Consider the following 19,342-nt stretch of genomic DNA (forward strand, 5'->3'; position numbering starts at 1 on the left):
ACAGCGCTTCTCGCTCTTGCGGCGACGATGACGCTGTCGGCGGCGGCAAGGGCCTCGGATTTTTCCGAGCCGTGGAAGAATGCCGACCGCGCTTTGGTGGTCGATGCCTACGAATACAATTCCATCGACTGGGCGCAGCTTGCCACCGACAAACGCGTCGTCGCCTTCATCAACAAGGCGTCGGACGGCATGCCGCCGCCCTATTTCTGCTTTGGCAGCGACACCGAGGTGAAGCTCTGCAAGGCGTTGTGGAAGCGCCATGCGGTGACGCGCGAGCTGTTCCAGACGCGCCGGGTCGTGGCCAAGGCGCTCGGCTTGAAATGGGGCGCCTATCATCTTGCCCGCCCCGGCAATCCGGTCGAGCAGGCCAATAATTTCCTCGATTTCGCCGAACCCGCGCCCGACGATCTCATGGCTCTCGACATCGAGGGCAACGATCCCTCGCAATGGATGTCGCTCGACGATGCCGAGGAGTTCGTGCGCCAGGTGCACAGGCGCATCGGCCGTTTCCCGGTGCTCTACACCAACGGCAGGACCGCACAGTTCATCGCCGACAACCGTTACAAGTACCGGCTCTTGTCGCGGCTGCCGCTCTGGTACGCGCGCTACAAGCCTGACATCGACGTGCATTTTCCGATGGGCAACTGGCAGGGCTATGCACTCTGGCAATTTTCAGCGCAGGCCAATTGCGGCCATTTCCGCTGCCCCTACAGGGTCGCCGGCACGCCTGACAATATCGACGTCAACGTGGCGCCGACTGATGCCGCCACGCTGCGCCAGCAATGGCCTTTTGGCGGGCTGATCGACGTGCCGTCAGACTATCTCGCCAGCGTACCGGTGCCGCTGTCGCGCGAAGCAGCGTTGGCCGGCAAGACCACCCTCATCTATGCCGATGTCGCGACGCCGCCGACGTTCGAGGAACTGGTCGCAGTGCTCGGTACGCGCTGGTCAAGATTCCGCGGTGGTTTTCGCATGCCTGTCGTGAAGACCGTACCGCGACGGCCGAGCTTCGGCATCGTCCAATATGTTGCCTGGAAGCGGACCGAGCAGCGTTCACCCGCGCAACTCGATGCCGCCTTCGCCGCGGCCGACCCGGTCAGCACCGCTTCGACCAAAAGCGATCGCGGCCAGCGGTAGCGGCCGTCCACAATCCGAGCTTCAGTGCGCCTGTTCGCGCGCCACGGCCTGCCAGCCGATGTCGCGGCGGCAGAATCCGTCGGGCCAGTCGATGCGGTCGAGCGCGGCATAGGCCCGCGCCTGCGCCTCGCCGACGGTCGCGCCGGTCGCCGTGACATTGAGCACGCGGCCGCCATTGGCAACCAGTGCGCCGCCGTTGATGGCGGTGCCGGCATGGAAGATCTGGACGCCGTCAGCCGCCGCGTCCTCGACGCCGCGGATGACCGAGCCTTTTTCCGGCGTGCCGGGATAGCCCCGCGCCGCCATCACCACGGTGAGCGCCGCCTGGTCGCGCCAGCGCACGGAGGTGTGTGCCAGCTGGCCGTCGGTTGCCGCGTTGAGCAGCACCAGCAGGTCGTCCTTCAGCCGCATCATCAGCACCTGGCATTCCGGGTCGCCGAAGCGGGTGTTGTATTCGATCAGCTTCGGCCCCTTGTCCGTGATCATCAACCCGGCGAAAAGGATGCCGGCGAAGGGCGCGCCGAGATTGGCCATGCCGCGCATGGTCGGCTGGATGATCTCGCGCATGGTGCGCTCGACCGTTTCCGGCGTCATCACCGGGGCCGGCGAATAGGCCCCCATGCCGCCCGTATTGGGGCCGACGTCGCCGTCACCGACGCGCTTGTGGTCCTGCGCGGTGCCGAAGGGCAGCGCCGTGGTGCCGTCGCAGAGGCAGAAGAAGCTCGCCTCCTCGCCGGTCATGAATTCCTCGATCACCACTTCGGCGCCTGCGGCGCCGAAGGAACCGTCGAAGCAGGAATCGAGTGCCGCCCGTGCCTCGTCCAGCGTCATGGCGACGGTGACACCCTTGCCGGCGGCAAGCCCATCGGCCTTGATGACGATCGGCGCGCCCGTTTTCTCGACATAGGCTTTCGCGGAGGCCAGATCGCCGAAGCGGCCGTAGGCCGCGGTCGGGATGTTGTACCTGGCGCAGAGATCCTTGGTGAAACCCTTGGAGCCTTCCAGCCGCGCGGCAGCCTTGGAAGGCCCGAAGACGCGGATGTTTTCGGCGCGCAGATCGTCCGCGATACCGGCGACGAGCGGCCCTTCCGGACCGACCACGACGAGGTCGATTTTTTTCTCCCGACAGAAGACGGCGATGGCGGCATGATCGGTGATGTCAAGCTTAGCCAGCTCGGCCTCGCTGCCGATGCCCGGATTGCCGGGGGCCGCGTAGAGCTTGGTCAGCAGCGGCGACGCCGCGATCTTCCAGGCCAGCGCATGTTCGCGGCCGCCGGAGCCCAGAAGAAGAACGTTCATGGCCACCTCTTGATGCCGAAATTCTGCTCTGGCGGCCACCTGGCGGCGTTTTCTGCGCTTCCGTTGCTCACGGACCAAATGTCCGCTCCGCTACGGTTCTCGAAACCACCACCATATGACTCGCCAGAGCGAATTTCGAAACAGTCTCTTGGAGCACCCGCTATTGCTCTCTGGGCTACGGGTCAAGGCATCAGGGTATTTTGATCCGATTTGCGCACGGGAACGTTATCCCCTGCCGAATATGGGCGCCGAATTCCGACGCCCATATTCTGGCCCGCTCAGCCAGGGAAAACGACCGGAAACCAGTCTTCGCGCAATTTCTGGCCTGGCTGCATGCCATGGCCATGATAGGGAGGCGAGGTGCGGCCCGGCCGCTCGACATAATGGGCATCGTCACCGACCCAGCGCAGCGAGAGTGCCCGGCGCCGTGCCGCGGTCAGGTTGCCGCGCGCGCCATGCGCGGTCCGGAAGTCGAACAGGATGGCATCGCCCGGCTCCATCTCCCATTCGAGCACCTTCATCGACGGATCCTTGTCGGGATCGGGAACCGGCAGGTAGTCGCCCTCGCTGGCGTAGAAATTGCTGTCGTCGAGCCAGCGCACCGGCAGGATCATCTTGTCCCATTTGTGCGAGCCGGCGATCAGACGCAGCGTCGCCTCCTTCACCGGGTCGATGGGGATCCAGAAGCTGACCGTCTGCTGGCCATCGACGAAGTAGTAGGGGATGTCCTGATGCCAGGGCGTCGGCTTCTGCGTGCCGGGTTCCTTGACCAGAACATGGTCATGGAAGAATTGCGCGGTGCGCGACTGCATCACCGCCGCCGCCAGTTGGGCGGCGGGCGATTGCCGCACCAGCTCGACGAATTCGGGGATGCGTTCCCAGTTGCAATAATCGTCGAAGAAACTGCCGCGGCCATTGGCGATATCAGACGCGGTGGCGCTGCGGTTCCCCATGTTGCGCTCGATGCCGGCGGCGATCGTATCGACCCAGCCCTTGAAGGCGCCGCGGATGCAAACCGCGCCGTCGCGCTGATAGTCGGCAATCATCTCCGCATCGATCAGGCCGGTGTCGATTGAGCGGGCGGCAGTCTGGGAAGCCATGGTGTCCTCCTTTCAGGATCGAGACGACTATCGCAGCCCTCCTTCATTCGGTAAAATAATAACTTCTCATCTGACACATAGGTCTGAACTATGAGTCCTACTCTGACGCAATTGCGCTATCTGGTCGCCGTCGCCCGCCACGGCAGTGTCACAGGCGCGGCCAAAGCGCTGAACATTTCGCAACCGTCGATTTCGGTCGCGATCGACGCCGTGGAAAAGGATTTCGGGCAGAAACTGTTCGTGCGCCAGCGCGGAAGCGGCGTTTCGCTGACCTCCTTCGGCCGCACCGTGGCGGTCAAGGCAAAACAGGTCCTTGCCGAGACCGACGAGCTGATGAGCCTGGGTGCGGACAACTCGGCCGTCGGCGGAGAGCTGGTGCTTGGATGTTTCGAGGATCTGGCGCCGTTCTTCGCACCTGCGCTGATCCGTGCTTTTTCCGAACGCCATCCGGCGGTGAAAATCGTCGTTCGCGACGAGACCTTCGAGACGCTGGGGCGGAGACTCGGCGACGCCGCCATCGATCTCGGTCTCACCTATGATCTGAGCCTGCCGACCCACTTCGCCCGCGTCCTGCTGCACGAACTTCGCCCGCACGCGCTGTTGCCGGCGGGCCATGCCCTGGCGGACCAACCATCGGTCAGCCTGGCGGATCTCGCCGTCTACCCGCTGATCACGACGGATCAGCCGCACAGCTGGCAGCACATGCTCGATCTGTTCCGCGGCCGGGGTCTCTCGCCGGTCGCCGACAAGGCGACGAGTTCGTTCGAACTCCAGCGCAGCATGGTGGCGAACGGCTTCGGGGTCGCGGTCAGCTACACCCGCCCGCATGGCGACCGCAGCTATGACGGGCTGCCGCTGATCTGCAGGCCGTTGTCGGATCCGCTGCCCATGCAACGGATCATTCTCACCTATGACACGCATCAGCGGGTTTCGAACGCAGCGCTGGCATTCGTCGACGTGGCGAAAGCCTGGTTCTCCACACGCGACATCTTCACCGCCTGACGGGCGGACCGTCGTCGACCGACTGCTTGCCGCTTGACGGTTTCCACGGCTGCTGCCACTCCATGCGCATGGAACCTATCCAATCGAAAGTGGCCCAGGGCCGTGTCGCCGATGCGCCGAACGGCCATTGGGTCTACCGCGTGCTGCCGCGCTCGGTTTGGCCCTATGCGCAGCTTGCGAGATGGGACAGGCCGATCGGCTGGCAATTGCTTTTGTGGCCATGCTGGTGGTCGGCAGCGCTTGCGGCGAGCGCCTATCCGCGCCCCGGCGACCCGCTGCTCTCGCTTCTGCCGGCCCCCCTGTATCTCGTGTTGTTCCTCATCGGCGCCATCGCCATGCGTGGCGCCGGCTGCACCTACAACGACCTTGTCGACGAGGGCATCGACAACCAGGTCGAACGCACCCGCTCGCGTCCGCTGCCCTCGGGCCAGACGACGCGCCGGCGGGCCTGGCTGTTTCTTGTCCTGCAAGCCCTGGCCGGCCTTGCGGTGCTCATGCAGTTCAACAGCTTCGCCATTCTGCTCGGCGTCTGTTCGCTGGCGATCGTTGCCGTCTATCCATTCATGAAGCGGATAACCAACTGGCCGCAACTGTTTCTCGGCCTTGCCTTTTCCTGGGGCGCGCTGATGGGATGGGCGGTCGAGTTCGGCGATCTCGATGGCCCCGCCATCATGCTTTATATCGGCTCGATCCTGTGGGTGATCGGCTACGACACGATCTATGCGCATCAGGACAAGGAAGACGACGCCATTGTCGGCGTGCGCTCGACGGCACGGCTGTTCGGCGACAACACCAAGGCGTGGCTGGCAGGACTTTATGGCGGCACGCTGATCTGCTTCGCCATCGCCTTCGCGTCGGCGCAAGCCCCGGTGGTGGCGCTGGCCGGGTTGATCGCCGCCGGCGCGCACATGGCCCGTCAGATCACGGTTCTAGACATCGACAATCCGGACCAATGCCTGCGGCTGTTCCGCTCGAACAACCAGGTCGGCTGGCTGATCTTCCTCGGCTTGATCGGCGGCGCGCTATGGGTGGCGCTGAAGCCGCTGGTGTAGTCTTCCTTCTCCCCGTCACTATACGGGGAGAAGGTGGCGGCAGCCGGATGAGGGGCAGCGCCAACCTTGAAGGCGAGGCGAGAGGTTCAGCGCGACACAACGCACACTCAACCAAGTCTTGAGGTGGTAGCCAAACACTTAGGTCAGCGCTGCCCCTCATCGCCCTGCCGGGCACTTCTCCCCGTATAGTGACGGGGAGAAGAAGCTAATCCCTTGAAATGATCTCCTGGCCGTCGATGACCAGCCTGAGACCGAGGTCGCCGGCCCGGCGGCGGGCGAGGAAGCGCGGACGGCGCATGGTCGAAACGCGGCCCTTGCGGCGATCCTGCGGCGGCAGCGTCTTGATGGCGGCGCCGAGAGATTCTTCCAAAGTGCGGGCGATGCCGTCCGATTCGATCAACAGCATCGGCAGGCGGTAGGCGTCGGCCCAGGCGCGCCAGTCGGCGGCGACATCTTCAAGATCGTCGGCCACCAGCAGCGGGACCGACAGCATGGGGTCGTTGTGCAGGAGTTCCAGGGTCACCGTGACATTGCCGTCCGGATCCTCCATTGCGCGGGCGGCAACGCCGCGGAACGCATTGGCGGGCAGAGCGATGATCGCCGGCACGCCGCTCATCTCGAGCAGGCGGCGGATCACGGCGCCGCGATGGTCGATGGTGAAAGTCACGTCGCCATAATCGTCGCGCGTGGCGTAGCTGACCATCTGGGGCAGTCGGAATGGGTCGAGGCGCATGTTGCGTCCCGCCCAGACTGGCTTAAGTCCGGTGTTCATAGAGTGCCTTCCTGTCTGTCTCCTGAGAGCCGGTGTCCGGTTCTCTCCGGGCCAGTTTTCCCGGCCTCGTTATGGGGAAACATTAGCGCTGGCTCCTTACCGCCGCGCTTAAGAAAGTCGGTTAAATTTTGCTGATCTCAGGGATGGTTATCGGAATGCCACCAGCCAGAAGATGTAGAAAGGATCAGATAACCTTACCCGGATTCATGATGCCGGCCGGATCGAAGGCAGCCTTCACCCGGCGCATCAGATCGATCGCCATCGGCGGCGCGGTGGCGATCAGTTCGTCGCGCTTCAACTGGCCGATGCCGTGCTCGGCGGAGATGGAGCCATGGAAGGAGCGGACGACATCGTGCACGGCCTTGTTCATGGCGTGGTAGAGGCCGAGGAAAGCCTCGTCCTCGGCGTCCTCCGGCCGCGAGATGTTGTAGTGCAAATTGCCGTCGCCCATGTGGCCGAAACAGACGACCCGCGCGGCGGGGCTGACTGAAGCGACAGCACCGGCGGCTTTGCCGATGAATTCGGGGATCGACGATATCGGCACGGAAATGTCGTGCTTGATCGAGGCTCCTTCGGGCTTCTGGCTCTCGGGCAGTACCTCGCGGAAATTCCAGAAGGCATCGGCCTGGGCGAGGCTTGCCGCGATCACCGCGTCGCCGACGATGCCCTGCTCCAGAGCGGCCGACAGCACCTCCTCGACAAGCGCCTTGCCGTCTTCTTCCGAACGGCCCGAGGACACCTGCATCAGCACATACCAGGGCCAGTCCTCGGCCAGCGGCCGGGTCACGCCTTGCGCATGCTTCAAAGTGAAGTCGTACGGCCGTTTGCCGATCAGTTCGAAGGCGGTGAGCGAAGCGCCGGCGCGGTCCATGGCCAAGCCGAACAGGGAGAGCGCGGCCTCTGGCGACGACAGGCCGGCAAAGGCCACTTCGCGCCCCTTCGGCTTCGGGAACAACTTGAGCACGGCGGCGGTGATGACACCGAGCGTGCCTTCGGCGCCGACGAACAGGTCCTTCAAATCGTAGCCGGTGTTGTCCTTCTTCAGCTTGCGCAGATCGTCGAACACCTCGCCGGTAGGCAGCACCACTTCGACGCCGAGACAGAGTTCGCGCGCATTGCCGTAAGCTAGCACCCCGGTGCCGCCGGCATTGGACGAGAGGTTGCCGCCGAGCTGGCAGGAGCCTTGCGCGGCCAGCGACAACGGAAACAGCCGGCCGGCGGCATCGGCCGCTTCCTGCAGCGTCTGCAGGATGACGCCGGCTTCGACCGTCACCGTGTTGGACAGGAGGTCGATCTCGCGAATGCGGTTCAGCCGTGACAGCGACAGGATGATCTCGCGGCCGGACCTGTCCGGCACCTGGGCGCCGACAAGCCCGGTGTTGCCGCTCTGCGGCACGACCGGCGTTCCCGTCTCTGTCGCCAGCCGCATGATCCGGCTGACTTCGTCGACGCTGCCCGGCCGCAGCACCAGTGACGTCGCGCCGTGCCAAAGCCCACGCCGTTCGACGAGGAAAGGCGCAATGTCCCGCACGTCGCGCAGCGCATATTTATCGCCGACGATCGCCGCGAAGCGATCGATGAGAGCGGGATCGAGTGTCTGTGAAATTTCGGTCATGTGGGAAAACTATGTCGTGGGCTGTGTGTTGTCACGAGGGGCGGCGGCGCGTGAAAGCCGATCGTTGATGGCTTCGCCCAGCCCATCGAAGGGTATCGGCTCGACGGCGATGGTCCGCGCGCCGCTGCGGTCGAGATCCTGCATATAGGCGAAGAGATTGGTCGCCGCTTCGCGCAGGTCGCCCGTGTCGGACAAATTGCGGAAGGCGGCGGCGCGTTGCCAGCCGGCGGCCCGCCGGTTGCCGAAAGCCAGCAAGGCTTCGCCGTCGCCGACCGTGCCGGCATTGAGCCGCACTGCGGCCCCTGGCGCATAGTGCGAGGCAAGCATGCCGGGCGCTTCGACGCCGGCGCCGCCACCGCGCAACAGCTCCATGCCGACGGCCGCCTCGATGTCCTCGGCGGCAATGCCGCCGGGCCGGAGCAGCCGCAATCGTCCCGCCTCGGCCTTGACTATGGTCGATTCCAGCCCGACCGGCGTCGCGCCGCCGTCGACCACCAGCCTGATGCGTGCGCCGAGATCGGCCGCCACCGCTTGCGCCGTCGTCGCGCTGATCTTGCCGGATGAATTGGCGCTGGGTGCGGCAAGCGGCCGGCCGAGACGGGCGATGAGGTCGCCGCCAAAGCCCCTAGGCATGCGCAGGGCGATCGTATCGAGCCCGGCGGTGACCAGCGGATGAATGCCGTTGCCGGGCCGCTGCGGCAACACCAGGGTCAGCGGGCCCGGCCAGAACGCAATCGCCAGTTTCTTCGACAGCGGATCGAACAGGGCGATGCGTTCGGCCATCGCCATGTCGGCGACATGGGCGATCAGCGGATTGAAACGCGGCCGTCCCTTGGCCTCGAAGATGCGCGCCACGCCGATGCCGTTCGTGGCGTCGCCAGCAAGCCCGTAGACCGTTTCCGTGGGGATGGCGACGACATCGCCGCCCTGGAGCAGTGCCAGCGCCCGCTCCAACGCCTCGCCGGCGCCAACTATCTCAGCCACTCTCGTCACCTCGCAGATGCCGGCTGCGTAGTACGATGGCGGCTGTTGAGCAAGCCGGGCCGAGAACGGCCTTGGCGATTTATCAATCCCTAAAATGCTATGTTTCCGCGAAAGCCGGTATCAATTCCAGTCCGCTATCATCGCGGCCAGGGCAAAAGGGAAGCGATATCAGTGTCTGTGCGTATCGTACTGGGGATCACCCTGGCGGCTTTGACATGCGGGGCTCAGGCCTCTTCGCTGGTTTTTCCCGGCGCGCCGGCCTCGACGCCCTCCGTCATCATGATGGCAGCCGACGCCAAGGCGAGCGACGTGGTGTCCGTGGTTGCGCTCGGCGAGCCCGATGTCACCTATGAAAAGGTGGCCGCGATCCCGAACGCGCCTGAAGCCCGGCATGGTTTCATGCGGAACCCGATGATCATTCGTGGCGGCGTCGTCGGCGACGCCTTCTCGGCACCGATGCAAGCAACGGCGCCGGCCGCGGCGACCGCACCTGCTGCTGCGCCTGCAAGCGCGACCGCGTCGGCCGCGCCCGCGCCGGACACGCAAAAGAAACCCGCCGCGCCTGCAGCCGCATCGATGCCCGCCCCCGGGGTAGGCAAGGTCAAGTAGCGGCCGCCCGCCAGTCAACCGGCAGCTTGACGGCGCGCCGGCGCCCTGCGCACCATCGCCGCGCGAATTCGTCCTGGCATATTTCGCCGGTCGACGTTGCCGCATGAATTTAGTCAAGCGGCGCGGGATTCATCTTCAAAGGGGGTTGATCATGAGAAAATCCAAAACCGTCACCATGGCCGGGCTTCTGCTGGCGTCGCTGCTCGGCGCCAATGCAGCGCAAGCCGATGACATGCTGGGGTCCTATGTCGCGCGTATTTCCGACCGCGACCACCAGGCGAGCGATGGCTATGCGCTGGACGGCGCGGCACAGATGGTGCGGCAGGATCGCGCCAACTGGCACAAGTTCCATCGCCGCGACCGCGACGACGAGGCTGACGGCTGGTTCAGGACCAACGACCAGCGCGCTGATCTGCAGCGCATGCTGGAGCGCCCGGGCGCGATGAGTTCCTCGACCAGGCGGGCTATCGTCAATGGCGAGCCGCTGATCCAGGTCGACGTCTACGAAAACAGCGTACGCGTCAGCATCCTGGAAGACTGATAAGTCAGTTGCCGGGAACAGAAAGGGCGACGCTGATGCGCCGCCCTTTCTTGTCGACAGAACCGGACTGAAATCTCAGGCCGCTTCTTCCTTGTCGTCGTCTTCTTCGGATTCGCCATCTTCGGATTCTTCTTCGTCCTCGTCGTCGTCGCCCGAGAGCGTGGCGGCGTCTTCGTCGGACTCTTTGCCGTCTTCGTCATCGCCTTCTTCGTCGTCATCCGACAGATCGGCGGCCTCGACCGTGGCGGCGGCGGCATGATCGAGGGCGGTTTCGGAAGCGGATTCGATCGCCTCGGCGGCGGCCGGGGTTTCTTCTGTCACTTCGATTTCGTGATCGGAATTCATGGAAGCCTCCGTGGGGTTGGGGAACATGTCCCTTTTGCCACGGAGAGATCATCGCCGTATGACTGTAAGCCGGCTCGAACGGCCGGCGGCAAAGAAAATTTTCTTCGCCTCAGCCGGCGATCTTCGAGAAATCCGCGACCTGACCGGTGGCCGAACGGATGCGGGCGAGTAGCGCCAGGCGGTTGGCGCGCACGGCCAGATTCTCATCATTCACGAGAACATGCTCGAAGAATGAATCAACCGGTTCACGCAACGCGCTAAGCGCCAGCATGGCGGCGGAAAAGTCTTCGTTTTGAATCGCTTCGCCGGCTTGCTTCTCGGCCTGATTCACCGCCGCAAACAGCGAGTTCTCGGCATCCTGCCGGAACAACGCCGGCTCAACGGTTTGCGCGATCGCGGTTTTCTTCTTCTCCTCGGCAGCCAGAATGTTGGCCGCACGCTTGGTGCCGGCGAGCAGATTTTTGCCGTCCTCGGTATCGAGGAAGGAGCCCAGCGCTTCGACCCTGCGTACGATCTGCAGGAGGTCGTCGGACCGCGGGGTAATGACGGCGTCGATCAGATCGTGGCGTGCGCCCTGGTCGCGGAGGTAGACCTTGAGGCGGTCGTGGAAGAAGGACAAAAGATCGGCGATCAATGGCGACAGCGACGCTTCAAGCTCCATCAGACGCTGGCCGTCAAAGAACTCCCGCTCCTGATCGGCGGAGCCAAAAGTTTCCGAACTTGGCTTGGCCAGTCCACCTTTCAACAGGTTGGAAATCAAGCCTGCTTCCGACAACAGCTGGCTTGCGCCCTTGTAGTCGCGAATGCTGGAATCGAGCATCGCGACGACGCCACGGCTCTCCGTTCCCTCGCCTTTTTGTTCATATACGGCGAGGGCCGAAGAGACCGCGGCCGCGATGGCGATGCCCAGCGAAAGCTTGAGCTTGTTTTCCAATATGACCCTGACCATGCCCAGCGCCGCTCGACGCAGCGCATACGGATCCTTCGATCCTGTCGGCTTTTCGTCGATGGCCCAGAAGCCGACGAGCGTATCCAGCTTGTCGGCAAGTGCCACGGTGACCGACACCGGATCGCTCGGCACGTAATCGGACGGGCCCTGCGGCTTGTAATGTTCCTCGATGGCCGCTGCCACGGACGGATGTTCGCCCTGGAGCAGCGCATATTTGCGGCCCATGGCGCCCTGGAGTTCGGGGAACTCGCCGACGACTTCGGTGGTCAGATCTGCCTTTGCGAGAATGGCGGCGCGGCTCGCCAGCGCGGGGTCAGCGCCGACGATCGGCGCCAATTGCTCCGCCAATCGCTTGATCCGCTCCGCGCGCTCGCCCTGCGTGCCGAGCTTGGCGTGGAACGTCACATCGAGATGATCGAGGCGGGCCATGCGCTGGTCGAGCGGCTTCTTGAGATCGAGCCCGAACTTTTCGGCCGATGCCTCGAGCTGACCAAGGTCAGGCAGATCGCCCTGGTCGGTCGTCCAGAAATAGAGCGCGTCGGAGAGGCGCGCGCGCACCACCTTGCCGTTGCCGTGGGCGATCTCCTTGCCGCCGTCCGTGGCCTCGATGTTGGCGGTAAGGATGAAGCGGTTGGAAAGTGTCTCGCCTTCGCCTTGCGGCCGCGTGACAAAGCACTTCTGGTTGGCGCGGATGGTCAGCCGGATGACTTCGGCGGGGATGGCGAGGAACGCCTCTTCGAACTCGCCCATCAGCACGACCGGCCATTCGACCAGCCCCGACACCTCCTCCAGCAAGCCCTCGTCTTCGACCAGGTCGAGCCCGTTGGCGAAAGCGAGGTTGCGGGCATCGGCGAGAATGATCTCCTTGCGGCGATCGGCGTCGAGCACGACCTTCGCCGCCTCCAGCTTGCTCACATAGTCGTCGAAGCGACGCACAGTGATTTCGCCGGGCGCAAGAAAACGGTGCCCGTAAGTGACGTTGCAGGAGCGGATGCCGTCGATCTCGAAATCGACCACCACCGGCTCCTCGGTTTCCGGTCCGAAGGTGCACAGGATCGATTGCAGCGGCCGCACCCAGCGCAATGAGCCCGGTTTCGCGGAGGCCGGCCCCCAGCGCATCGATTTCGGCCAGGGGAAATTGCGGATGATACCGGGCACCAGTTCGGCGATGATCTGTTCGGCAGCCCTGCCTGGCTTTGAGATGTGGGCGACATAGAAGTCGCCCTTCTTCGGGTCGGAATGGACATGCGCCTCGGCGATCGAAGACAGCCCGGCCTTACGCAGGAAACCCTGGACCGCCTGCTCCGGCGCCGTCGTGGACGGACCCTTGATCTCTTCGCTTATATCCTTCGAGCGCGCGGTCAGCCCCCTGACATCGAGCGTCAGCCGCCGCGGCGTCCAGTACTCGCGCGCCGCCTCGTAGGTCAGACCCGCTTCGACCAGACCGTCGGTCAGCATTTTCTTCAGATCACCCGCCGCCTTGCGCTGCATGCGCGCGGGAATTTCCTCGGAGCGAAGTTCTAGAAGCAGGTCGGGCATCGGTAGCTCCTCACCCTCCCCTCGATGGGGAGGGTCGGCGCGTCAGCGCCGGGGTGGGGTGGCGGCATCTCAGGATCGAGCGCCTTCGGCGTCTCGCGGGCCAAGGTGTGATTTTCGTTCTTCCACCGCCGCATAGATCGTATCGAGCACGGAATCCAGTTCGTTTTCATGGTTCCAGAATCGGACGACGCGATAACCCTGGCTCCCGAACCATTTGTTCGACGTTCGTCGTGGCGTTGTTGGCCGTCGAAACTATGGTGGGCGCCGTCCACCTCGATGATCAGTTTCAGCCGGTGTGAGATGAAGTCGGGGAAGTAAATCCCGACTGACGCCTGCCTGCGGAAATGAGTGCCTTCAACTGGAATGCGCCAGAGATGTCGCCACAAGATGCGCTCCTCGTCGGTCATTGCCGCACGAAGCCGTTGGGCGGACTGCAGCTTGAACCGATCGAGCTTCGGCATGAGAAATCGCGCTATTACCCCCACCCGCCGCTTCGCGGCGACCTCCCCCATCAAGGGGGAGGTAAAAGGGCATAGCAACTCGGCTGGCCGCTGTCACCCCTGCGGAAATTTTGGCAGTCCTGTCGGGACGAGGCGGCCCCACTCGTCCTTGAGTCAAAGATCTCCATGAACCGAACGCAGCGCTGAAGCGACCTACGCTCAGGCAGGAAACTATTGGCTGAACGACCATGAAAACGGTATCCAGACTTCTGCAGATCCTCGCGCTCAGCGCCTGCTTCACCGCGCAGGCCCACGGCGCCTTCTCGATGCCAGGTGTGCGGCAGGCGCTGCGGACCATGGCTGGCGCCAGCAGCCAGATCCTGTTGCCGATCGAAATGATGACAGGCGTCTGAAACCAGAGCGGTTCCAGGAATTTTCTTTAGGCCGCCAATCCACCCGCCCGCGTCTTCAAAAACGCCTCGCCGCAGGCCTTCGCCAGATTGCGCACGCGCAGGATGTAGCTCTGCCGCTCGGTGACGGAGATCACGCCACGTGCGTCGAGCAGGTTGAAGACATGGCTGGCCTTGATGCACTGGTCGTAGGCGGGGAAGACCATCCTGTGCATCGGCAAATTGTCGTTCGATGCCGGCGCACCGGCGTCGAGCAACGCCTTGCACTCAGCCTCGGCGTCCTCGAAATGCCTGAGCAGCATCGCCGTGTTGGCGTATTCGAAATTGTAACGCGAATATTCCTGCTCGGCCTGCAGGAAGACGTCGCCATAGGTAACCTTTTCAGCGCCCTCACGGCCGTTGAAATTGAGGTCGTAGATGTTGTCCACGCCCTGCACATACATGGCCAGCCGTTCCAGCCCGTAGGTCAGTTCGCCCGCCACCGGCGCGCATTCGATGCCGCAGACCTGCTGGAAATAGGTGAACTGCGAGACCTCCATGCCATCGCACCAGCATTCCCAGCCAAGCCCCCAGGCACCCAGGGTCGGGCTTTCCCAGTCGTCCTCGACGAAGCGGATGTCATGTAGCAACGGGTCGACGCCGATCGCGGCGAGCGAGCCGAGGTAGAGCTCCTGCAGGTTCGGCGGGTTCGGCTTCAGGATAACCTGATACTGGTAATAATGCTGCAGCCGGTTCGGGTTCTCGCCATAGCGGCCATCCTTGGGACGGCGCGAGGGCTGGACGTAGGCGGCATTCCAGCCCCGGGGGCCGAGCGCGCGCAGCGTCGTTGCCGGGTGAAACGTACCGGCGCCGACCTCCATGTCATAGGGCTGGAGGATGACGCAACCATAGGCCGCCCAGTAATTGTGCAAGGTCAGGATCAGCCCCTGGAAAGAGCGGCTGGGATGCATATGGGCAGGCATTTCGATCGTCACGGGTGGCCTCGACAGCAAAGGCTAGCTTAGCGCCACGTCCTAGAGACACGGCGGCGAAGCGTCAAGCAAGGCGCATCGAGGCTGGGTTGTCTTGGACGTACCGCGCGATGTTGAAAACTTTGCCGGGGCTGGCCCATTGTCGGCGTCGAGAACCTGCGATCTGTTCGACCCCTTACATGAACGACAGGTGCCAGCCATGCCCAGTTCCATCATAGTCCGCCCGGTCACGCGACAGGACTACGACCAATGGCTGCCGCTTTGGGACGGCTACAACGCATTCTACGGCCGCGCGGGTGAGACGGCGCTGTCGGGCGAGATCACAGCGATGACATGGTCGCGCTTCTTCGATGCCTATGAGCCCGTCCATGCGCTGGTTGCCGAAAGCGACGGGCAGCTTCTTGGCCTCGTGCATTATCTTTTTCACCGCAGCACCACGGCGATCGCACCGAACTGCTATCTGCAGGACCTTTTCACCACGGAGGCCTCGCGGGGAAAAGGCATCGGCCGGGCCCTGATCGAAGGCGTTTATGAGCGCGCCCAGGCCGCCGGCTCGGGTCGGGTATACTGGCTGACGCATGAGACCAACCACACGGCGATTAAGCTCTACGACAAGGTTGGCGAGCGCTCCGGGTTCGTCGTCTACAGGAAGCTGTTTTAAAGCGCGTCACTGCAAACGAAAAAGGGCTCCAAAATCGGAGCCCTTTCGCAATCAAGATAGCCGATATCACCCTTTCGGGGCGGGAACCGGCTCGGGCTTCACCTTCGGGGTTTCCTGCGCCGTGTTGGATTCGATCGGCGGCAGGCCCTTCATCAGCTTCTGCTGCAAGGTGGCCAGCACATCCGGGTCCGGCTTCAGGTCGCGAGCCTGGTTCCACTGGAAGGTGGCTTCCAGCTTGCGGCCGACGCGCCAGTAGGCGTCGCCCAAATGGTCGTTGAGAACCGGATCTTCCGGCTTCAGCGACACGGCGCGTTCCATCTCGCGCACCGCGTCATCGAACCTGCCGAGGCGGAAATAGGCCCAGCCTAGCGAATCGACGATGTAACCGTCACTCGGCCTCAGATCGACGGCCTTCTGGATCATCGCCAGGCCTTCCTTGAGGTTGGTGTTCATGTCGACCCAGGAATAGCCGAGATAGTTCAGAACCTGCGGCTGGTCCGGTTGCAATTCCAGCGCCTTGCGGAAATTCGGCTCGGCTTTCGGCCATTCCTTCAGGCGCTCATAGGCGATGCCGCGCTGGTAGAAGATGTTCCAGTTGGCCGCGGTCGGCGTCTTCAGCGCGTCGACGGCCTTGTCGTAGATGTTGGCGGCCGAGCGGAAATCCTCCTTCGAGGAATAGACCCCACCGAGTGCCAGATAGGCGCGCATGTCGTTGGGATGGGCATCGACGAAAGCCTTGAGGTGCGTGATCGCCTCGTCATGACGATCGAGATCGGCAAGGTTGAGGCCAAGCTGCAGGTCCGAAAGCTGCTTCAGCGGCGAAGAATCGGGGATGCGCCGATAGAGCGCGATGGCGCCCTCGCCGTCCTTCAACTGTTCGGCGACGGCGGCGAGCTGCACCAGAGCCGCGTCGCTGTCAGGTCTCAGAGCCAGGGCATATTGCAAATAGAGGCGCACGAACGGCTCACCGCCGCCACGGTTGAGTGCGGTGGCGAGATCGAGCAGGATTTCGGAAGCACCGTCGGACGGGCCGGAAACGAAGGGGTCAATCTTGTCACCCTTGGCGATCCTGTCGCGCAAGGTGACGATTTCCAGCTTGCCGGGCGAGAACGCCTCGGCCTGATCGAGCACCGATATCGCCTTGTCCTTCTCGCCCTTGCGGGCCAGGAATGAGGCATAGGCCTGTGCGTTGCGCATCCAGGTTTCGGGAGCTGCGCCGCCGGCGGCCGTATCCTGCATCGTCGCGGCGTAGATCGCCTCGGCCTTCTCGGGCATGTTGGAGGCATCGGCGATCAGCGCGCGGTGGAAGGACTTGAACAGGCCGAACCAGTCCGGCCCCTGCAATTTGTCGATCGCGGCCATTGCGTCGGCGGGCTGGCCGGCACCTTGTTCGGCCCAGCCGGACATGACGCCCGAGATCAGCCGATCAAGATCGGATTCCAGCGACAGCTTGAGCCAGTACTGCGCCTTGGTGAAATCCTTCTTGTGGAAGGAATCGACCGCCAGCGCCAGGCGCGAGAAACGCTCGACGTCGGGCACTTCCTTGAGCTTGTCGGCATAGACCAGCGATTCGTCGAAGCGGCCTTGCGCGATCAGCGACAGCATCAGGCTCTGCTGCAGCGCTGTGTCGCTTGGATTGAAGGCTAGGGCCTGCTTGTAGTAGGCGATGGCGCTGTCGAGGTCGTTGTCGCCTTCGGCGATCCGGGCCGCCAGATAGGCGCCAGAGAATGACGAGATCTTGACCGGCTCGGTGGATTGCTTGGCATAGGCCGGCAAAGCCGAGAGCGCCATGCCCGTCACAATTGCCAGCCTTGTCAGCCAGCGCGCACGTCCTTGCTGCATCGTATCCCTTTCAGCCACGCGCCGTCACCGCGTCAGCGGAATCGGCGTAGACTCGATCTTTCCAGGCAAAGCATGTCCTTTTTGGGGTCGCGCTTCAATCCGCCTGAAATTCACAATCGGGTCACCCGATTAACAAACCATGGCTAGAAAGGACAGTTTTCCGTCTCGGCGGACCGCTGCAGCCGGGTATCGCGATAATTGCCGGCCGCAACGGTGCTGCACAGCGCACTCCATTCGCAGCCTTCGCACGCCTTGCGCACGAGGCCGGTCGAAAACGCCTGCCGCATCCGTACCAGCGTGGCGGCGTCGAGATCGAGACGGGCGCCGGCGTGGATCGGCCGGGCCAGCAGATCCTCAACGTCCCGCGCGGCCAGTTGGTCGCGTGCGGACGCGCTGTCGCGCAGGCAGTGCGGCTCGGGCTCGTCGAGCAGCGGGGCGCAGATGTCGTCCGGTTCGGAGACGAGGAGGATGTCCTCGCCCCGGCTCAGACGCTCCGCGATCCCGTCATAGTTGGCGGTGAAGGCAGAGCTGTATCCTTTGCCCACATAGGTGAGCAGGCAAAGGAGATGGTGGGCGCGCAGTCTGATCGTCACGGATTGGGCTGATCGTCACGGATTGGCGGGCTTGGCCTTGCCGCGAAGCGCCATGAGCGTCGCGGCACCGAGCGCCGATTTGAGCAAGCCACCGACGATGAACGGCAGGAAGCCGAAGGTGATGGCCTGTTCGGCGCCGATCATGACAGCGAGCCATGCCGTTCCGAGCACCAGACATGCAAGGTTGCCGAGCAGCATGGCGGCGAAGGCGAGCACCACCCTGTTGCCGTTCCAGCCACGTTGCGCCAGCCAGCCGACAAGCGCGCCCACAACCGGGAAGGCAAAGAGATAACCACCCGTTGGCCCGACGAAATACGACGCGCCTGCTGCCCCTCCAGACAGAACCGGGAAGCCGACAGCGCCTTCGACCAGCCAGGCGGCAATGGTGACCGCACCGAGCCGCCAGCCGTAAAGCGCGCCGATAAGCGTCACGGCGAAGGTCTGCATAGTCACCGGCACGGGCACCATGGGCACTTCGATGTAGGAGGACATCGCCAGGAACAGCGTGCCGAGCACGACGGCCCCGACCTGCCAGGCGAGCGAGCGATCCTGGAGCCGGAGCGGGCTGAAGGACGGCTTGCGGGACGCGAATGCGATGTCTGTCATGAGAGTTCCTTCGACCAATTGAAATTATAGATAATTTCTGTTTTCGATCTATTATCGAATCCACATTTCTTCGGAGATAGCAAGCCTTGACTGCGCAAAGACCGTTCAGTGCTTTTGGTTTTGCGTGATTTCCGGACGGAAAACCGTTTGACAGGACTGGCTCTAACCGACGATGGCAAAGGCTTCGCGCGTCGCGCCGGAGGCCGTCCTGACCGGCTTGCGGCCAATCCATTGGACATGCCGTCCCAGCGTCGCGGCGGCGGATTCGGTGTTTCCCTGCCGCAAGGCGGCCAATATCGCCCTGTGGTCCTGATCGGTCCGCGTCTCCCACTCCGAGCGCCATGCCGCGAACAGGAAGCGGGCGCTGGCGGCGTGCAGGTCGTCGATGGTGGCGAGCAGGCGCGGCATGCCACATGGCGCCAGGATCAGCCGGTGAAAGGCGCGGTTGGCTTCTTCCCACGACCTGACGTCGCGGGATTTGTCGCCGGCCTTTGTGGCTTCCTCGGCGAGATCGAGAATGGCTGATGTCAAATGCGGCGCGGCATGGCGCAGCGCCAGCACTTCGAGGGCGGCCCGCATTTCGGCGACTTCCTTGACTTCGCCGAGATCGAAAGCCGCGACACGCACGCCGCGGCGCGGCTCGCTGACGGCCAGCCCTTGCGCCTCCAGGCGGCGGAAAGCCTCGCGCACCGGAACATGGCTGGTGTTGAATTCCTCGGCGATATGATCCTGCCGAAGCCTTGCCCCCGGCTCGATGGCGCCGGAGATGATGCGGTCCGCCAACGCCTTGCCGATGCGCACCGCGATGGTGTCGTCCGTGCCCTTTGCCATGTTTTATAGATAATTTGCAGTCGGGCAGTTTGTCGAGACGGCGG

General features: G+C 63.6%; 19 protein-coding genes and 2 pseudogenes. 7 read left to right on the forward strand and 14 right to left on the reverse strand.

Translation table 11 applies throughout. From position 1 onward, the window contains the following. The first annotated feature begins 27 nt into the window (after positions 1 to 27). Positions 28 to 1,137 (forward strand): glycoside hydrolase family 25 protein, encoded by a 1,110-nt coding sequence (locus FJ978_RS23695; RefSeq protein WP_140574495.1) that lies wholly within the window; start codon positions 28 to 30, stop codon positions 1,135 to 1,137. Positions 1,138 to 1,158: 21 nt separating this feature from the next. Here FJ978_RS23695 and purD read toward each other — a convergent pair whose 3' ends face one another. Both purD and FJ978_RS23705 read right to left on the reverse strand, forming a co-directional pair. After that, a complete protein-coding gene (gene purD / locus FJ978_RS23700; RefSeq protein ID WP_013896691.1) occupies positions 1,159 to 2,436 on the reverse strand; it encodes a phosphoribosylamine--glycine ligase in 1,278 nt (425 codons plus the stop codon). 278 nt (positions 2,437 to 2,714) lie between these two features. Then, entirely contained in the window at positions 2,715 to 3,536 is an 822-nt protein-coding gene (locus tag FJ978_RS23705) for a phytanoyl-CoA dioxygenase family protein (RefSeq protein WP_013896692.1), read from the reverse strand. A gap of 90 nt (positions 3,537 to 3,626) precedes the next feature. Between FJ978_RS23705 and FJ978_RS23710 the strand changes: the two genes are divergently transcribed. Together FJ978_RS23710 and ubiA are read left to right on the forward strand one after the other, a co-directional pair. After that, the gene (locus FJ978_RS23710) at positions 3,627 to 4,538 is read left to right on the forward strand and encodes a LysR family transcriptional regulator (protein WP_013896693.1); all 912 of its coding nucleotides are present in this window, start codon (positions 3,627 to 3,629) and stop codon (positions 4,536 to 4,538) included. A 68-nt stretch (positions 4,539 to 4,606) separates the two neighbouring features. Then, positions 4,607 to 5,590: a 4-hydroxybenzoate octaprenyltransferase gene (gene ubiA / locus FJ978_RS23715; RefSeq protein WP_041164373.1), complete on the forward strand. Its 984-nt coding sequence runs from the start codon at positions 4,607 to 4,609 to the stop codon at positions 5,588 to 5,590. A gap of 205 nt (positions 5,591 to 5,795) precedes the next feature. Here ubiA and FJ978_RS23720 read toward each other — a convergent pair whose 3' ends face one another. From FJ978_RS23720 to FJ978_RS23730, 3 genes are all read right to left on the reverse strand, one after another. Beyond that, on the reverse strand, positions 5,796 to 6,362 hold the full coding sequence (locus FJ978_RS23720; RefSeq protein ID WP_013896695.1) for a DUF6101 family protein: 567 nt from the start codon (positions 6,360 to 6,362) through the stop codon (positions 5,796 to 5,798). A 184-nt stretch (positions 6,363 to 6,546) separates the two neighbouring features. Then, positions 6,547 to 7,977 carry an FAD-binding oxidoreductase gene (locus FJ978_RS23725; protein WP_013896696.1) on the reverse strand — a complete coding sequence of 477 codons (1,431 nt, stop codon included), beginning with the start codon at positions 7,975 to 7,977 and terminating at the stop codon, positions 6,547 to 6,549. A 9-nt stretch (positions 7,978 to 7,986) separates the two neighbouring features. Then, a complete protein-coding gene (locus tag FJ978_RS23730) occupies positions 7,987 to 8,961 on the reverse strand; it encodes an L-threonylcarbamoyladenylate synthase (RefSeq protein ID WP_013896697.1) in 975 nt (324 codons plus the stop codon). A gap of 171 nt (positions 8,962 to 9,132) precedes the next feature. On the opposite strand from FJ978_RS23730, the gene FJ978_RS23735 reads away from it, so the two are divergent. Together FJ978_RS23735 and FJ978_RS23740 are read left to right on the forward strand one after the other, a co-directional pair. Continuing rightward, positions 9,133 to 9,570 (forward strand): hypothetical protein, encoded by a 438-nt coding sequence (locus FJ978_RS23735; protein WP_013896698.1) that lies wholly within the window; start codon positions 9,133 to 9,135, stop codon positions 9,568 to 9,570. Between the two features lie 151 nt (positions 9,571 to 9,721). Beyond that, the gene (locus FJ978_RS23740) at positions 9,722 to 10,111 is read left to right on the forward strand and encodes a hypothetical protein (protein WP_013896699.1); all 390 of its coding nucleotides are present in this window, start codon (positions 9,722 to 9,724) and stop codon (positions 10,109 to 10,111) included. A 75-nt stretch (positions 10,112 to 10,186) separates the two neighbouring features. Here the strand turns inward: FJ978_RS23740 and FJ978_RS23745 are convergent, their stop codons facing one another. The 4 genes and pseudogenes from FJ978_RS23745 to FJ978_RS33520 form a co-directional block, all read right to left on the reverse strand. After that, the gene (locus FJ978_RS23745) at positions 10,187 to 10,456 is read right to left on the reverse strand and encodes a hypothetical protein (protein ID WP_013896700.1); all 270 of its coding nucleotides are present in this window, start codon (positions 10,454 to 10,456) and stop codon (positions 10,187 to 10,189) included. Positions 10,457 to 10,565: 109 nt separating this feature from the next. Beyond that, the gene (gene glyS, locus FJ978_RS23750; RefSeq protein ID WP_140574391.1) at positions 10,566 to 12,944 is read right to left on the reverse strand and encodes a glycine--tRNA ligase subunit beta; all 2,379 of its coding nucleotides are present in this window, start codon (positions 12,942 to 12,944) and stop codon (positions 10,566 to 10,568) included. A gap of 69 nt (positions 12,945 to 13,013) precedes the next feature. Further along, a pseudogene (locus tag FJ978_RS33275) lies at positions 13,014 to 13,118 on the reverse strand (hypothetical protein); the annotation flags it as partial. Between the two features lie 98 nt (positions 13,119 to 13,216). Further along, positions 13,217 to 13,456, reverse strand: a pseudogene (locus tag FJ978_RS33520) (DUF559 domain-containing protein); the annotation flags it as partial. Positions 13,457 to 13,632: 176 nt separating this feature from the next. On the opposite strand from FJ978_RS33520, the gene FJ978_RS32870 reads away from it, so the two are divergent. Beyond that, positions 13,633 to 13,797, forward strand: coding sequence for a hypothetical protein (locus FJ978_RS32870; protein WP_013896702.1), 165 nt, complete (start codon positions 13,633 to 13,635; stop codon positions 13,795 to 13,797). Between the two features lie 26 nt (positions 13,798 to 13,823). On the opposite strand, the gene FJ978_RS23760 is transcribed toward FJ978_RS32870, so the two are convergent. After that, positions 13,824 to 14,756, reverse strand: coding sequence for a glycine--tRNA ligase subunit alpha (locus FJ978_RS23760; RefSeq protein ID WP_049802480.1), 933 nt, complete (start codon positions 14,754 to 14,756; stop codon positions 13,824 to 13,826). A gap of 208 nt (positions 14,757 to 14,964) precedes the next feature. Here FJ978_RS23760 and FJ978_RS23765 point away from each other — a divergent pair, with 208 nt between their 5' ends. Continuing rightward, a complete protein-coding gene (locus tag FJ978_RS23765) occupies positions 14,965 to 15,426 on the forward strand; it encodes a GNAT family N-acetyltransferase (protein WP_013896704.1) in 462 nt (153 codons plus the stop codon). Between the two features lie 66 nt (positions 15,427 to 15,492). On the opposite strand, the gene FJ978_RS23770 is transcribed toward FJ978_RS23765, so the two are convergent. From FJ978_RS23770 to FJ978_RS23785, 4 genes are all read right to left on the reverse strand, one after another. Beyond that, entirely contained in the window at positions 15,493 to 17,268 is a 1,776-nt protein-coding gene (locus FJ978_RS23770; RefSeq protein WP_013896705.1) for a tetratricopeptide repeat protein, read from the reverse strand. A gap of 143 nt (positions 17,269 to 17,411) precedes the next feature. Then, entirely contained in the window at positions 17,412 to 17,861 is a 450-nt protein-coding gene (locus FJ978_RS23775) for a DUF1284 domain-containing protein (protein WP_013896706.1), read from the reverse strand. Between the two features lie 15 nt (positions 17,862 to 17,876). Continuing rightward, positions 17,877 to 18,467, reverse strand: a complete 591-nt coding sequence (locus tag FJ978_RS23780; RefSeq protein WP_013896707.1) for a biotin transporter BioY — start codon at positions 18,465 to 18,467, stop codon at positions 17,877 to 17,879. 162 nt (positions 18,468 to 18,629) lie between these two features. Then, entirely contained in the window at positions 18,630 to 19,298 is a 669-nt protein-coding gene (locus FJ978_RS23785; protein WP_013896708.1) for a GntR family transcriptional regulator, read from the reverse strand. Between the last annotated feature and the right edge of the window lie 44 nt (positions 19,299 to 19,342).

Source organism: Mesorhizobium sp. B1-1-7 (genome assembly GCF_006442705.1).
GTDB lineage: Bacteria > Pseudomonadota > Alphaproteobacteria > Rhizobiales > Rhizobiaceae > Mesorhizobium > Mesorhizobium opportunistum.